Here is a 13027-nt window from a genome sequence, read left to right as displayed (position 1 = left end):
CATACCTGCTGCTGCAGATGGCCAAGGCAGACCAGACCACCGTCGCAAGCCCGCTCGCCTTCGCCCGCCTGGTGCGCGCCAATCTCATGCACCGACGCAGGATCGACCGCCTGTTGCGACCCGCCGGCAGCCCACCAGCCAATCCCCAACAGATGAGCCTCCAATGGTGACCAAATTTAAACCGGACACCAGTGGGACAAGCCCGAGCATGACGATGAGATGTTGCGTCTCAAGCCGCAACCGCCTGCCGTGCCGTCGCCATGGTGGTCTTGCGCTCGGCGCGTTCCTGCTGCGGCGAGCGGTGGTAGAGTTCGCGATAACACTTGGAGAAATGCGAGGCCGAGACGAAGCCGCAGGCGACGGCGACTTCGACGACGGGCATGGAGGACTGCACCAGCAGGTGGCGGGCGCGGTCGAGGCGGATTTCCAGATAGTAGCGCGCCGGCGAGCGCCCCATCTCCTGACGGAACAGCCGTTCGATCTGGCGGCGGGAGAGGCCGGCGCCATCGGCGATCTCGATCAGCGACAGCGGCTCGGCAAGATTGCCTTCCATCAATTCGATGATCGACAGAACCTTGGCGTTCTGTACGCCGAGGCGGGCGCGCAGCGGCAGGCGCTGGCGATCGTGCGGGTTGCGCACGCGGTCGGTCAGGTGCTGTTCGCAGATGCGGTTGACCAGGCTTTCGCCGAAATCCTCGCCGATGAGGTTCAGCATCATGTCGAGCGAGGCGGTGCCGCCGGCGCAGGTGTAGAGATTGCCGTCGACCTCGTAGAGGTCGGCATAGACCTCCGCCTGCGGAAAGGCTTCGGAAAAGCCCGGCAGGTTCTCCCAGTGGATGGCGCAGCGCTTGCCGTTCAGGAGGCCCGCCTGGGCCAGCACATGCGCGCCCGTACAGAGCGACCCGACGGCGACGCCGCGGTTATAACATTCGCGCAGCCAGGCATTGACCGACTTGTTGTTGAATTCCTCGATATCGATGCCGGAACAGACGAGCACCATGCCGGGCCGGTTTTCCCCGCCGAGATGGCGGCGCTCCTCGGCGAGCGATGAATTCGCCTCGATGCCGATGCCGCAGGAGGAATAGACCTTCTCTCCATCGACGGAGGCGAGCCGCCAGGTATAGGCCTGATAGCCGAGCATGCGGTTGGCGATGCGCAAGGTGTCCACGGCCGCCGAAAAGGGCAGCATGGTGAATTGCGGTACCATAAAGAAGACCAGTGAACGCTTCTTGATCTGCATCCTGTTCATAGCGAAATCCATGCTCGAGGAACGATGACATATTCGTTGCGCGGAATGCGTCGCGCCGATGTCCTGAAAGCGACACTCGCATGGAAAAAAGCGGCCGTGAAGAGCAAATATGCGACATTGACCGCGATTTGACTGGCGGAACCGTCGTCAAACCGGGAACAGGGCGGAGGATGGGCCTGCAGGCGGCGGAAATTCGGGATCGAAAGCGGCTATGAATTGGACAGCCAGGAGACGAAAAAGGCGGCGCTGCGTGAGGCAGGCGCCGCCCTCATCGGGGAAGAAATGTCGCATTCATTACATGGTCCGGTGTTTGCTGTCGTCCGTGCTTGGCCAGCCGATGTCCTTGCGAATGTCGAACGGCATGGCTTCGATTTCGCGGGCGGTCCGCCAGCGGGTCCAGGCGAGCACCAGCTTGTGGGCGTAATCTGCCAGGGCAAAGTGGAATTCGCCTGATGTATGGGTCTTACCGTGACCCCGATAGGTAAGCGTGGTCATTTTTCGGTTCCTTTCCTGAGCCGGGACATGGCAGCGATGGGAGGTTCGTTCCATGTCCATGCTGTAAATATGGGCTCTCGGAACTCATCATTCAAACGAATAGAGCTTATGGATAACATCAACGAGATTGAATGATCGGCGTGCGCCGGCGGCGGAGAATCCGGGTTGCGGCAAAGGGCCTTGGAACCAACTCCGCTCCCCATCGTTGCGGCCTGGTAACTGCCAGTGACGCAAAGGAGGAAACGATGATTTCCGCAGATCAGATTCGTGAACATATGGAAGTTCTGACCGCCGACGGCACCCATGTCGGGACGGTCGATCATCTCGATGGTCCCAGCCGGATCAAGCTGACCAAGACCGACTCCGAGGACGGCAAGCATCATCTTATCCCGCTCGACTGGGTCGATCATGTCGATGCTCACGTTCACCTGTCGAAGAACGCACGGGATGTCCGCAGCCAGTGGGCCACCATCAACTGACGCGCGATCGGCTGCGGCTCCGGCCGCAGCCTTCGCCGCAAGGGAAGGTAGTTTGACGGAGCGGACGCCTTGCTCAGAAGGAGATCGATATGCCAGCCAAATCCAAAGCCCAGCAAAAGGCTGCCGGGGCCGCGCTTTCGGCCAAACGCGGCGAGACGCCTAAGAAGGAGCTCAAGGGCGCTTCGAAGCAGATGGCCGAATCCATGAGCGAAAAGCAGCTCGAAGAATTCGCTTCGACCAAGAGGAAGGGCAAACCCGAACACGCTTAGAAATAGGGCAGGGTTCCCTTGGATCAGGTCGTCGTCGACTGCATGGAGAATTCCGCGATTTCATGCGCCTCGGAGACGGCAGCCAGGATCGCACGGGCGGATGCGTCCGGATCTTTCGCGAGCCAGCGCAGCTCGAAGGTCGTCCCCATGCGGCCGTCTTCGGTCCGTTTCAGCGATCCGAAGAGCGCGCTGCATTCGAGGGGGCCAAGCACATCCGACAGGTCGGGAATGTCGGAGCTCGACCCGTAGAGGACGAGCGTCGCCTTGCGTTCGCAGCGCAGCCAGGTATCCAGCCGTTTCATTGGCGAAAGCACGATGAAGGCAACCATGGTTGCGATCGTTCCGGTCACGATCTGGCCGCCGCCGAAGCAGAGGCCGACGACGGTCATGAACCAAATGGTCGCGGCTGTCGTGACGCCGGTCATCGTGTCGCCGCGTCTGAGAATCGCGCCGCCGCCGATGAAGCCGACGCCCGTCAGCACGCCGAGGGGAAAGCGCAGCACGTCCATCTGCGTGAAATAACTAAAGGTTTTTCCGTAGGTCGATAGAAGGAGGTTCGCCTGGATCATCGCCAGGCAGGCGGCAAGCGCCACCAGCATCGTGGTCCTGAAGCCCGCCGCATGACCGCCGCGCTCGCGGTCGAGGCCGATGAGGCCGCCGGCGACGACGGTCAGTGCGATGCGCGCGGCGAGATCCCACCAGCTCGGCGTCAGCGGCATGGCGTCCGTCAGGAAGGAGGGCATGGCCTGTTCCTGACTGCGTTGCCGCTCCTTCGCTGCCGACCGGGCATTCGATCCTCCTGCGCTACGCTGCTTCTGGAGGGAATAAACGTCATGGCAGCCAGGACGTTCCCGGCAGACGGAAGCCGCAAAGTTGGCGGTTTATCGGTAGCCGGTGTATGTATGGTTCCAAATTGGGGCAATCGCCCCTGACGATAAGCGCATAGCGCCTGCAATGGAGTTCAAGATTGGCTGTCGCCTTCACCAAGGAAGAGAGTTTCGAAACCGCTTCGGAAACCCTGCTGCCGGACCGTCCGATTTCGCCGCATCCGAACCTCGTCACGGAAGCGGGATTAAAGGCTCTGGAGCAGCAGTTCCAGGCGGCGCGAGAGGCCTATGACGCCACAACCACAATCGACGACGTGAACGAAAAGCGGCGGCAGGCGGCCGGCCCCTTGCGCGATCTGCGGTATCTCGCGGCAAGACTCCGCAGCGCCCAGCTGATGCCTGAACCCGCGTCCACGGACGCCGTGGCATTCGGCAGCACCGTAACCTTCGGCCGCGACGACGGGCGCGTGCAGACCTATCGCATCGTCGGCGAAGACGAAGCCGACCCCAAGGCCGGATCGATCTCCTACGTTTCGCCGGTGGCGCGGCTTCTGATGGGCAAGGCTGTGGGCGACGTGGTGGAGTCCGGCGGCCAGGAGCTGGAAATCATCGCCATCGCTTGAGCGCACGATCGCGCCGAAGCATGTCGTCGCGGCACAAAATGCCCATGGTTGGAATTGGCACTAGCGTGGCTATCCCGGGTGGAGATATGCAGGAGTTCCAATATCAACGGGAACTTGCATGCCCTTCAAGACATCCGATGCGCCTGGCAAGACGGATTATCCGCCAGGCACCCACGTCCTGCTCGATTTTTGGGGTGCGCGAGGGCTGCAAGATGTGGCCTTCATAGAGGCGGCGATGCGTGGCGCTGCCGAGGCCTGCGGCGCGACGGTCCTGGAAACGCGGCTGCATCAGTTCGGCGCCGGTGGAGGCATTACCGGGGTCGCCCTCCTGGCTGAATCGCATATCAGCATCCACACGTGGCCCGAGACGGGATATGCAGCGCTCGATATTTTTCTCTGCGGAGCTTGCCGGGCGGAGGATGCGATCGAACCGCTGAAGACCAGTTTCAGGCCGTCCCACGCAACGGTTGCGACCGTGGAGCGCGGCCGGCGATACTGATTTTTACATGTGAAAGTTGCGCTTTTACTATTGAAGCCGCACCAGGCAAAGAATACACGTTTTCATCCCTCCTATTTTCAACCTCCGCAGGACGCTGACATGGATTTCCGAGGACTTGCGGTGGACGATATCGTCCGGGCGCCGGCCTTCATCCTCCTTTATCTCGCTCTCATCCTGACCGCGAAATGGTTCAAGGATCTGGCGGTCTCCTATAAACTCGACGAGGAGCTTGCGCGGAACGACAATCTCGCCGTCGGGCTTTCCATGTCCGGCTATTATCTTGCAACCGCAGCCATTTATGTCGCGGCGCTCTACGGACCGGCAGGCGGCCTCGTCCACGACCTCGTCGTCGTTGGCGGCTATTCGCTGCTCGGTATCGGCCTGCTCAATCTCGCGCGCTGGTTCAGCGATCGGGCGGTGCTGCGCAAGTTCGACGATACCCACCAACTGGTCAACGAGAAGAACATCGGCGTCGGGGCCGTACATTGCGGGGCCTATATCGCAACCGGCTTGGTCATAGCAGGCTCGATATCGGGCGAGGGCGGCGGCCTGTTGTCGGTCATCGTCTTCTTCGTGCTCGGCCAGTTGTCGCTGTTGCTGTTCACGCTCGTCTACGAGCGGCTCCTGCCTTATGACATTCATGAAGCGCTGCGCGGCAGGAACGTCGCCAGCGGCGTCGCTTTCGCCGGTCATCTCGTCGCGCTCGCGATCATCATCATGAACGCTTCGGCCGGAAACTTCGTCGACTGGGGAAAAGATCTGACCGAGTTCTTCATCGCCGATGTCGCTGCCTTCGTCTTCCTGCCGATCCTGCGGCTGGTGATGGACCGGATGACCATTCCCGGTCAGTCGCTCGGCGGCGAGATCCGGTTGGACGCCAATGTCGGGGCAGGTCTGCTGGAAGCGACGATGGCTGTGTGTTTTGCCGTCGTGCTTGCTTTCCTGATTTGAAGGCGGCGCTGTGCGGACGGATTTTTCACGGAAATACCAATCAGAATTTCGGCTGCCCGCTGAGGACGACAAGATCCAGCTCGGCTATCTGGTGGCGGTTTTCTTCTTCTTCGGCGTGCTCAGCCTGATCACCGCCTTGAAGTTCAGTGAACCCGTAGCAACGCTCTATAACGGCGCAGTGTCGTTTCGTCCTCAGCCCGTTGCCGAGGAGGTGGAGCCGCTCGAACCCGGAGAGGAATATGCCGCCAATAACTATGCCTTGATCGGTCCCTTCACGATCGACAGGCCCGGCCAGGTGGTCAAGGTGGAGATGAGCATCGCGCAGCCCGCTCTCAATACCTGGTGCTTTGTCGAGGCCGAGTTGCTGGACGAGGAACAGGATTACCTGCTCTCATTCGGCCAGGAGCTCTGGCACGAGACGGGAAGGGACGACGAGGGCTTTTGGGATGAGACCGAGAAGAGCTCGGAGATGAAGCTCACAATTCCTCAAAGCGGCACATACTACTTCAATATCAGAACCCAGGGTAATTTTCGGCCCGACCACATATTCGTGACCGTCACTATGCCCTATGCGAGCAGCATACCTCATACGCTCTTCGGCATCCTGACTTTGGTGATCGGTGCAGTTTTGCAAAAAATCAGAAGAATGAGCAAAAGTTCATGAACGCGAGAACTCGAAACGTGCTCTGCATCGTGACTGCTGCGCTGGCATTCCTCTACGTCATGCTCTTTTACATGGCGCTTCACGGCTACGGCTATGCCGGTCACCGCGGCTTTCACGTGCCGGCCTCGGCCTGGTATTCCAGCCAGGTCGAAGTCTACCAGGAGCGCAGCAACCGGTCGGGCAGCGCCGGCGGCGCGCACCTGCTGGGCGGCGGGCCGGAAAGCGGCAAGTAGCCGATGTCGGAAGAAGCGACGGACCGGACCGGAAGCGGCAACCGCAGACAGATCGCGGCGCTGATCTTTTCGGCTTTCATCTCCGGCCTTTGCTCGATCATCTACGAACTTCTGATCGCCACCACCGCCTCCTATTTCTTAGGGGACAGCGTCAAGTTCTTCTCGCTGACCATCGGGATCTACATGGCCTCGATGGGTGTCGGGACCTATCTTTCGAAATTCATCGACCGGGACATCCTGGCGCGTTTCGTCGCAATCGAGCTGGCGCTGGCCGGGCTTGGCGGCCTCAGCATCCCGATCCTCTATTTCGCCTATGCCTGGACCGGCCTGTTCATTCACGCCTACCTGTTCCTGACCATCGCCATCGGCATGCTGATCGGCTTGGAAATCCCGTTCCTGACGCGACTGATGGATCGCTACAACCCGCTCAAGGTCAATATCGCCAACATCCTGTCCTTCGATTATTTCGGGGCGCTGGTGGCGACGATCGCCTTTCCCTTCGTCCTGCTGCCCTTTTTCGGCATCTATCAATCGTCGCTGCTGTTCGGCTTCGCCAATATGTCGATCGGTTTTGCGATGCTGCGTGTCTTCGGGGCGGAAATCGGCGCCGGCAGGCTCATGCGGCTGACGGTCGCGCTCACCGGCCTGCTGACCGCGATGATCCTGTTGTCGCATTATTTTCTCAACTATTGGGATCAGGCGCTCTACGAGGACAGGATCGTCCATGCCGAGCAGACGCGCTTTCAGCGGATCGTGCTGACGCGGGACAGGGACGACCTGCGCCTTTATCTCGACGGCAACCTGCAATTCTCCTCGGTCGACGAATATCGCTATCATGAAGCGCTGGTGCATGTGCCGATCTCGTTGCGCTCCGCCGCGCCGCGGCGTGTGCTTCTGCTCGGCGCCGGCGACGGCATGGCTGCCCGGGAATTGCTCAAATATCCCGATCTCCAGCAAATCGTGATCGTCGATCTCGATCCGCGCATGATCGCGCTCGCTCAAGACAATCCCTATGTCAGCGCGCTCAACGGCAACAGCCTGCGCTCGCCGAAAGTGAAGATCGTCTTCGCCGATGCCTTCGGCTATCTGCAGGAGAATGCCGAGCCATTCGACATGGTGATCGCCGATCTGCCCGATCCCAACAACAACGCGCTCGCAAGGCTCTATTCGAAGCAATTCTATCAGCTGGTGCATCGTAGCCTTGCGGCGGGCGGCGTGTTCGTCACGCAGGCGACCAGCCCATATTATGCGCCGCGCGCTTTCTGGAGCATTGCGGACACTGTGAGGGCAGGCGGCTTTGCCAATATCTACCCTTACCATGTCAATGTGCCGTCCTTCGGGGAGTGGGGCTTCGTGCTTGCAAGCGACGCCAGGCTTAATATGGCAAAGCCTGAACTCTCCGTGGAGACGCGCTTTCTGCAGCCGGACGGCGTGAAGACGTATTTTGAATTCGATAAGGATATCGCCAGGGAGAATTTCAGCATCAGCACGCTCGATCGGCCTGTCATCCTCGATTATTACCTGGCGGGCTGGGAGCATTATCGCTGACGAGGTTGCGCCTCATGCCGGTACAGCGCCACGGAGGCGCGAGGATGCTGCTTTGATGCGTCAGAGATTGCGCTTTGCCACCGCGACGACTTCGCGCGTCAGATCCGCAAGGCGGTCGGCGGCAAGCCGGTTTATCTGCCAGTAGAGGGGCACGTCGAGCGGCGTGCCGGGAACGAGTTCCACCAGCCGTCCCGACGCCAGATGCTCGCGGGTGAGCTGGATCGGGTTCATGCCCCAGCACATGCCGGAAAGGCTCGCCTCGACGAAACTCTGCGGCGATGGCAGCCAGTGGGTGGGGTAATCGAGGTCGCGGCCGAAAGTTCTGCGTATCCAGTCGCTCTGCAGCCTGTCCTTCTGATTGAAGGTCAGCGCCGGGGCGTTGCGGATCGCCTCTGATGTGACGCCCTGCGGAAAGTGGCGCGCGACGAATTCGGGGGTGGCCGTGGCGTGATAGCGCAGCGTGCCGAGCGCGAAACGCCGGCATCCCCGGACCGGCTTTTCCAGGCTGGTGACGGCCGCGATCACGCGGCCGCGCTGCAGCCATTCGGCGGTGTGGTCCTGGTCGTCGACGGCAATGTTCAGGAGATAGGAAGAGTTCCTGGCGAAGTTCGATATCGCCTCCACGAACCATGTGCCGAGGCTGTCGGCGTTGGTCGCGATCTGCAGCGTCACCCTTTGGCGCGGCTCGTCGGGATCGACGAGGGCCGGCAACTGTCCGAGGAGCTCGGCTTCGAGCATGCCGACATTCTCCATGTGCCGGCAGAGCCAGTCTCCCTTTTCGGTGGCCGTGCAGGGGCTGCCTCTGACGATCAGGACGACGCCGAGGCGCTCTTCGAGCTGCTTGACGCGCTGCGAAACGGCAGAAGGCGTCACATTCAGGACAGCTGCGGCGCGTTCGAAGCTGCCGGTCTGGACGACGGTCGCGACGGCGCGCAAGGCAGGGTAATCGAGCATGATTAGTTTCACTTAATCAGGGTAATCCAGATTAAGTAGCCTAAATTAGTTGTTGGCGATACCGCAACTTATCGAGATAAGGGGCATTTGCCGAAGAGATGAGTTTTTCGATCTATATTACCGGCCTGATGATGGGCCTCAGCCTGATTGTCGCGATCGGGGCGCAGAACGCCTTCATCCTTCGCCAGGGCCTGCGCAACGAACATGTCTTCGCCGTCTGCCTTACCTGCGCGCTCTCCGATGCGGCGCTGATCCTGCTCGGCGTCACCAGCCTCCAGCAGATCGCCACGCTGCTGCCCTGGCTCGATCCTGTCATGCGCTATGGAGGAGCGGTGTTTCTGGCCTGGTACGGCGCCAAAAGCCTCTATTCCGCCTTTCGCTCGAACGCCGCGCTGACGGTGACGGAGGCGACAACGGCGAGTTTTCGGCAGACGCTCGCGACCTGCCTCGCACTGACCTGGCTCAATCCGCATGTCTATCTCGACACGGTCGTGCTGCTCGGCACGATCTCGACGCGCTATCCCGGACAGCAGGCTGCCTTCGCCGCAGGCGCTGTGACCGGCTCCTTCCTGTTCTTCTTTGCCCTCGGCTACGGCGCGACGCGGCTGCGGCCGATCTTCTCCAAGCCGTCGTCCTGGCGGATGCTGGAAACGCTCGTCGCTTTTACGATGTGGATCATCGCGTTCAAGCTGCTGGGCGGGATGTGATCAGGGCGGATACTTCAGCCGCCTGCGGTGCTCGATTTGGCACGCCAGCGACATGGCGCGCCTTCAAAGGAATTCGGCGGTCGAAGGGCAGAGGAACGGATCATCTCCGCGGACATCGGCCAGCAGATGCGGCGGAAAACGCTTTATCTGCCGCAGCGCCTCTTCGTAATTGGCGTACCTGCGCCTGCGCGACTTGAATGCGGAAAGCGCCTGTATGATATTCCAGATGATTGTGTGTGACATGTCGGGCCTCCTTTGCTGCATCAAGCTTCCGACAGCTCGAAATATGGAGGCGCATTGACATTCAATCAAACAAAATGATATGGCGTTATAAATCAGAAAAATTGAAAGATGCGACGATGAGCCTTCCCTTTCGCCGTCCCATTCCTTTGCTTGACAACGATGTGCTGCGCACCTTCGTCGCCATCGCCGAGACAGGCAATTTTTCCACCGCCGCCGAAGCGGTTTTCCGCACGCCGTCGGCGGTCTCCATGCAGATCAAGAAGCTCGAGGAACAGCTCGGCGCGACGCTGTTTTTACGCGACGCCCGCTCGGTATCGCTGACGCGGCACGGCGAGATGCTGCTTTCCTATGCCCGCAACATCCTGGCGCTTTCGAACGAGGCGGTGTCACGCTTCATCATGCCGGAACTGACAGGTGTCGTCAGGCTCGGCGCGCCGGAGGATATCGGCGAGCGGCTGCTGCCGAGAATCCTCAAGAGCTTTGCCGAAAGCTATCCCGGCATCATGGTCGACGTGACGATCGACATGAGCGTCGGGCTGAAGAAGCGCATGGAGGAGCAGCGGCTCGACCTGGCGCTGATCAATTGCGCGACGCGGCCGTTCCCGACCGGTGGCGAGGTGGTGTTCCGCGAGCGGCTGGTCTGGGCCGGCGCACGGTGCGGTTCGGCCCATCGGCGCGATCCCCTGCCGATCTCGATCTGGGAGGATGGCTGCATCTGGCGCCAGGAGGCGCTTGCTCAGCTCGAACGCAACAAGCGGCCCTATCGCGTCGCCTATCTCAGCGGCCATACGATGGCGCAGCGCGCCGCCGTACTCTCCGATCTCGCCATCGCGCCGCTGCCGCTCTCCTATGTCAGCGAAGACATGGCGATCCTCGGCCTGCAGGAAGGGCTGCCGGAGCTCGGCTCCTTCGATATCCGGCTGCTGACCGCCTCGCAGATGTCCGGGCCGATCGAGACGGTGGCCGACAGCATCCGCGACGCTTTTGCCGAAAGAGCGAAGGCGGTCGCCGCCTGAGCATTGCTTTCCGCCCGTGAACTTTTTCGTCCCTTGTGCGTTATGGGCGCGGATGGCATGAGTGCCGTTCGGGGTTGATTTCAAACAAGGATATTCGAAATGACGACAACGGCCAAAATTGCCGCAGCCTTCATGGTTCTTCTCGCTCTTTCCTCCTGCGGCAACACGATCCGCGGCATGGGAAAAGATACGGCGAACGCCGTCAACGCCACGCAGGACGCCGGCCGCTCAGTGGATCGCGCTGCGAAGAAGTAATCGTGGCTGAGAGGCTGGCTGAGATTTAGGAACCGGATCGTCATAGAGGACGGCCGGGGCCGGACCACCCTATCGGGTGGCCGGGGACGGACCACCCTATCGGGTGGCCGGGGGATATGCCTTTTCGAGGCCGCCGGATCGGCTGAGGCCGGTCCGGAAGGCCTGGTAGGCAGGATGCTGGCTGGAGCGGGCCGTTTCCGTCAACCGGATCTGCAGGCGGTCCGGCGCCTGGGCGCCGATCCACAAGCCGAGATTTTCGAGTTTCAGCGAGTTCAGGAAGGGTGATTGCGCGGCGAGATCGAGGTGGCGGCGCAGGCCATCGAGCAGATTGTCGTCCTGGGCGACGTTTTCCATCAGCAGCGTCAGGAAGGATTTGTCGGCGTCCGACAGCGCTGCAAGCTTTTCCGCAACGGTATCGCGGTCGGGAAAGGGAACGGTGCCAGTCATTTCGAATCGTCCGGTCGTTGATCGTCTCTCGCCGTTATAAGCTCGCCTTGACCTTCTCGGCTACATCGGCCGGCACCCATTTCGTCCACAGGCTCTCGTAATTGCGCAGGAAATGGATCGCGGCGTTCTCGTTGCTTTCGCGGTTTTCGTCCTGCCAGGCGAGCACCTGGTTAATCGTCGCATTGTCCCATTTGCGGGTCTTGAGATAGGTGGTGACAGGCCCGGCGCGGCTGGCGAAGGACCGGGTCATCAGTGTGAACGCACGCGAGACCGGGTAGGAATTGAGTTGAGGCCTGGCGCAGCCGGCAACCGCGGTGCAGGCGTCCCATTCCTTCTTGTCGTGACCGACGCCGAAGCTCAGGCGCGTCATGTCGTATTTGCCGAGCACGGCGGTCGGCGCCCAGTAATAACCGAGCCAGCCGACCTTGTTGTCGAAGGCGCGGGCGATCGACGCGTCGAGCCGTTCCGGGCTGCCGGTCTCGACGAGCTCGAAGCCCTTCTTGTCGGCTGCCAGCGCGTGGAAGAGGTTGGTGGTCGATATGTGGCAGCTCCAATCGGCCGGGCAGTTATAGATCGCGCCCTTGGCCGTATCGTCCTCGGCCGGGAAAAGCTCGGGATGTCTCAGGGCATCCTCGACCGAGCGAATGTCGGGATTGGCGTCGGCGATGAATTTCGGGATGAACCAGCCTTCCACGGCGCCATCGGCAAGGATCTCGGCGCCCTGCACCAACCGGCCGGTTTTGACGGCCTGATCGAGCAGCGCCCTCACCGAATTGATCCAATATTCGGACGCGATGTCGGGCGTGCCTTTCTCGTTCATTGAGGCGAAGGTCGGCAGCGTGTCGCCGTCGACGATGGTGACGGAGCAGCCATAGCCCTTTTCCAGGATAATCTTGTCGAAGTTCGCCGCAATGCCGGCCGAGGCCCATTTCATCTCGGCGATCGAAACCTGGCCGCATTCGGCGGCCGCAGCCGGCGCGGCGACGGACAAAGCCGCGGCAAAGACGGCCGAAATCAGAAGCGTCTTCATCGTCGTTCCCCGAATTTTCTTGCTCGAACGCGCGGCCGGGTCTCAAAAAATCGTCAAAGATCTTTCCGGCGCCCGAAAGGAAGAATGCTTGCGGAGCGGTGCCCCAACAGGTCCTCCGTTTCATGGACGCCGTTTATCACTACGGCTTCGGCAGCGCGTCGCAGGTCATGTTCAACAATGGCGCATTTTGACCAACCCTACGCGTTCGCCCGCAGAAATCAACTATCTTCTGCCCATGGTTGCGCGACTAAATGCTTGAATTCGAAGAATTTATGTCAGCAGCCCGAAAATGGCGCCTTCGATGGAAACACACGCTGTTCGCGACTGCCGGCGGGCCTTCGGCAGAAATTTCGCCGGGAATGTCAAAAAAAGTCGAAATTAATATTTGCGTAAGCCTTCAATAACTCTCCGGTAAGAATGTGCCGTTATCAGTGGGGTCGCAGCGGGAACAACCGCTGCTTCTTCGGTTCAGGTAGTGCGTACCGGAGAAAGCGAGCTTCGCCGTGTAGAGGGTGAAGACGCCAGAGTTTTCGGCAAA

Annotated in this window: 18 protein-coding genes and 1 pseudogene; 12 read left to right on the top strand and 7 right to left on the bottom strand. The window is 60.7% G+C overall.

Features of this window, described 5'->3' with window-relative positions; genetic code table 11:
- Positions 1-170 (top strand): annotated as a pseudogene (locus ATY78_RS28255) (IS4 family transposase); the annotation flags it as partial.
- A gap of 59 nt (positions 171-229) precedes the next feature.
- On the opposite strand, the gene ATY78_RS19150 reads toward ATY78_RS28255, so the two are convergent.
- Both ATY78_RS19150 and ATY78_RS19145 read right to left on the bottom strand, forming a co-directional pair.
- A complete protein-coding gene (locus tag ATY78_RS19150) occupies positions 230-1249 on the bottom strand; it encodes a GlxA family transcriptional regulator (protein ID WP_088683892.1) in 1020 nt (339 codons plus the stop codon).
- A gap of 294 nt (positions 1250-1543) precedes the next feature.
- A complete protein-coding gene (locus ATY78_RS19145) occupies positions 1544-1744 on the bottom strand; it encodes a hypothetical protein (RefSeq protein WP_088683891.1) in 201 nt (66 codons plus the stop codon).
- Positions 1745-1989: 245 nt separating this feature from the next.
- Here ATY78_RS19145 and ATY78_RS19140 point away from each other — a divergent pair, with 245 nt between their 5' ends.
- Complete coding sequence (locus tag ATY78_RS19140) at positions 1990-2223, top strand: DUF2171 domain-containing protein (protein WP_088683890.1); 234 nt, start codon at positions 1990-1992, stop codon at positions 2221-2223.
- Positions 2224-2312: 89 nt separating this feature from the next.
- Positions 2313-2492: a DUF3008 family protein gene (locus tag ATY78_RS19135; protein WP_088683889.1), complete on the top strand. Its 180-nt coding sequence runs from the start codon at positions 2313-2315 to the stop codon at positions 2490-2492.
- Between the two features lie 23 nt (positions 2493-2515).
- Here ATY78_RS19135 and ATY78_RS19130 read toward each other — a convergent pair whose 3' ends face one another.
- Complete coding sequence (locus tag ATY78_RS19130) at positions 2516-3235, bottom strand: MgtC/SapB family protein (protein WP_088683888.1); 720 nt, start codon at positions 3233-3235, stop codon at positions 2516-2518.
- A gap of 224 nt (positions 3236-3459) precedes the next feature.
- Here ATY78_RS19130 and greA point away from each other — a divergent pair, with 224 nt between their 5' ends.
- The 6 genes from greA to ATY78_RS19100 all read left to right on the top strand — a co-directional run bounded on the left by greA (position 3460) and on the right by ATY78_RS19100 (position 7837).
- Entirely contained in the window at positions 3460-3942 is a 483-nt protein-coding gene (gene greA, locus ATY78_RS19125; protein ID WP_088683887.1) for a transcription elongation factor GreA, read from the top strand.
- A 118-nt stretch (positions 3943-4060) separates the two neighbouring features.
- Positions 4061-4441, top strand: coding sequence for an adenosylmethionine decarboxylase (speD, locus tag ATY78_RS19120; protein WP_088683886.1), 381 nt, complete (start codon positions 4061-4063; stop codon positions 4439-4441).
- Between the two features lie 99 nt (positions 4442-4540).
- A complete protein-coding gene (locus ATY78_RS19115; protein ID WP_088683885.1) occupies positions 4541-5392 on the top strand; it encodes a DUF350 domain-containing protein in 852 nt (283 codons plus the stop codon).
- 10 nt (positions 5393-5402) lie between these two features.
- Positions 5403-6056: a hypothetical protein gene (locus ATY78_RS19110; protein ID WP_088683884.1), complete on the top strand. Its 654-nt coding sequence runs from the start codon at positions 5403-5405 to the stop codon at positions 6054-6056.
- Positions 6053-6289 carry a hypothetical protein gene (locus tag ATY78_RS19105; protein WP_141105655.1) on the top strand — a complete coding sequence of 79 codons (237 nt, stop codon included), beginning with the start codon at positions 6053-6055 and terminating at the stop codon, positions 6287-6289. Before ATY78_RS19110 ends, ATY78_RS19105 begins: the two co-directional genes overlap by 4 nt.
- Before the next feature lie 3 nt (positions 6290-6292).
- On the top strand, positions 6293-7837 hold the full coding sequence (locus ATY78_RS19100) for a polyamine aminopropyltransferase (protein WP_088683882.1): 1545 nt from the start codon (positions 6293-6295) through the stop codon (positions 7835-7837).
- Positions 7838-7897: 60 nt separating this feature from the next.
- Here ATY78_RS19100 and ATY78_RS19095 read toward each other — a convergent pair whose 3' ends face one another.
- Positions 7898-8791, bottom strand: coding sequence for a LysR family transcriptional regulator ArgP (locus tag ATY78_RS19095; RefSeq protein WP_088683881.1), 894 nt, complete (start codon positions 8789-8791; stop codon positions 7898-7900).
- Positions 8792-8889: 98 nt separating this feature from the next.
- Between ATY78_RS19095 and ATY78_RS19090 the strand changes: the two genes are divergently transcribed.
- Positions 8890-9498, top strand: a complete 609-nt coding sequence (locus ATY78_RS19090; protein WP_088683880.1) for a LysE/ArgO family amino acid transporter — start codon at positions 8890-8892, stop codon at positions 9496-9498.
- A gap of 63 nt (positions 9499-9561) precedes the next feature.
- Here ATY78_RS19090 and ATY78_RS19085 read toward each other — a convergent pair whose 3' ends face one another.
- Positions 9562-9741 (bottom strand): hypothetical protein, encoded by a 180-nt coding sequence (locus ATY78_RS19085; protein ID WP_088683879.1) that lies wholly within the window; start codon positions 9739-9741, stop codon positions 9562-9564.
- 74 nt (positions 9742-9815) lie between these two features.
- Between ATY78_RS19085 and ATY78_RS19080 the strand changes: the two genes are divergently transcribed.
- Together ATY78_RS19080 and ATY78_RS19075 are read left to right on the top strand one after the other, a co-directional pair.
- Entirely contained in the window at positions 9816-10757 is a 942-nt protein-coding gene (locus ATY78_RS19080) for a LysR family transcriptional regulator (protein WP_190237492.1), read from the top strand.
- A 99-nt stretch (positions 10758-10856) separates the two neighbouring features.
- Positions 10857-11012 (top strand): entericidin A/B family lipoprotein, encoded by a 156-nt coding sequence (locus ATY78_RS19075; protein WP_004680588.1) that lies wholly within the window; start codon positions 10857-10859, stop codon positions 11010-11012.
- A gap of 96 nt (positions 11013-11108) precedes the next feature.
- On the opposite strand, the gene ATY78_RS19070 is transcribed toward ATY78_RS19075, so the two are convergent.
- Together ATY78_RS19070 and ATY78_RS19065 are read right to left on the bottom strand one after the other, a co-directional pair.
- The gene (locus tag ATY78_RS19070; RefSeq protein ID WP_088683878.1) at positions 11109-11459 is read right to left on the bottom strand and encodes a hypothetical protein; all 351 of its coding nucleotides are present in this window, start codon (positions 11457-11459) and stop codon (positions 11109-11111) included.
- Positions 11460-11493: 34 nt separating this feature from the next.
- Positions 11494-12489 (bottom strand): glycine betaine ABC transporter substrate-binding protein, encoded by a 996-nt coding sequence (locus ATY78_RS19065; RefSeq protein ID WP_088683877.1) that lies wholly within the window; start codon positions 12487-12489, stop codon positions 11494-11496.
- Between the last annotated feature and the right edge of the window lie 538 nt (positions 12490-13027).

This window comes from Rhizobium sp. R635, from assembly GCF_002211285.1.
Classification (GTDB): Bacteria; Pseudomonadota; Alphaproteobacteria; order Rhizobiales; family Rhizobiaceae; genus Rhizobium.
This window is presented reverse-complemented; position numbering and strand designations above follow the sequence as displayed.

Coding starts and splice junctions, on each gene's coding strand:
- ATY78_RS19075 (WP_004680588.1), top strand. CDS start 10,857: ATGACGACAACGGCCAAAATTGCCGCAGCCTTCATGGTTCTTCTCGCT.
- ATY78_RS19135 (WP_088683889.1), top strand. CDS start 2,313: ATGCCAGCCAAATCCAAAGCCCAGCAAAAGGCTGCCGGGGCCGCGCTT.
- ATY78_RS19070 (WP_088683878.1), bottom strand. CDS start 11,459: ATGACTGGCACCGTTCCCTTTCCCGACCGCGATACCGTTGCGGAAAAG.
- ATY78_RS19115 (WP_088683885.1), top strand. CDS start 4,541: ATGGATTTCCGAGGACTTGCGGTGGACGATATCGTCCGGGCGCCGGCC.
- ATY78_RS19095 (WP_088683881.1), bottom strand. CDS start 8,791: ATGCTCGATTACCCTGCCTTGCGCGCCGTCGCGACCGTCGTCCAGACC.
- ATY78_RS19085 (WP_088683879.1), bottom strand. CDS start 9,741: ATGTCACACACAATCATCTGGAATATCATACAGGCGCTTTCCGCATTC.
- ATY78_RS19145 (WP_088683891.1), bottom strand. CDS start 1,744: ATGACCACGCTTACCTATCGGGGTCACGGTAAGACCCATACATCAGGC.
- ATY78_RS19140 (WP_088683890.1), top strand. CDS start 1,990: ATGATTTCCGCAGATCAGATTCGTGAACATATGGAAGTTCTGACCGCC.
- ATY78_RS19105 (WP_141105655.1), top strand. CDS start 6,053: ATGAACGCGAGAACTCGAAACGTGCTCTGCATCGTGACTGCTGCGCTG.
- ATY78_RS19100 (WP_088683882.1), top strand. CDS start 6,293: ATGTCGGAAGAAGCGACGGACCGGACCGGAAGCGGCAACCGCAGACAG.
- ATY78_RS19080 (WP_190237492.1), top strand. CDS start 9,816: ATGATATGGCGTTATAAATCAGAAAAATTGAAAGATGCGACGATGAGC.
- ATY78_RS19065 (WP_088683877.1), bottom strand. CDS start 12,489: ATGAAGACGCTTCTGATTTCGGCCGTCTTTGCCGCGGCTTTGTCCGTC.
- speD (WP_088683886.1), top strand. CDS start 4,061: ATGCCCTTCAAGACATCCGATGCGCCTGGCAAGACGGATTATCCGCCA.
- ATY78_RS19130 (WP_088683888.1), bottom strand. CDS start 3,235: ATGCCCTCCTTCCTGACGGACGCCATGCCGCTGACGCCGAGCTGGTGG.
- ATY78_RS19150 (WP_088683892.1), bottom strand. CDS start 1,249: ATGAACAGGATGCAGATCAAGAAGCGTTCACTGGTCTTCTTTATGGTA.
- ATY78_RS19090 (WP_088683880.1), top strand. CDS start 8,890: ATGAGTTTTTCGATCTATATTACCGGCCTGATGATGGGCCTCAGCCTG.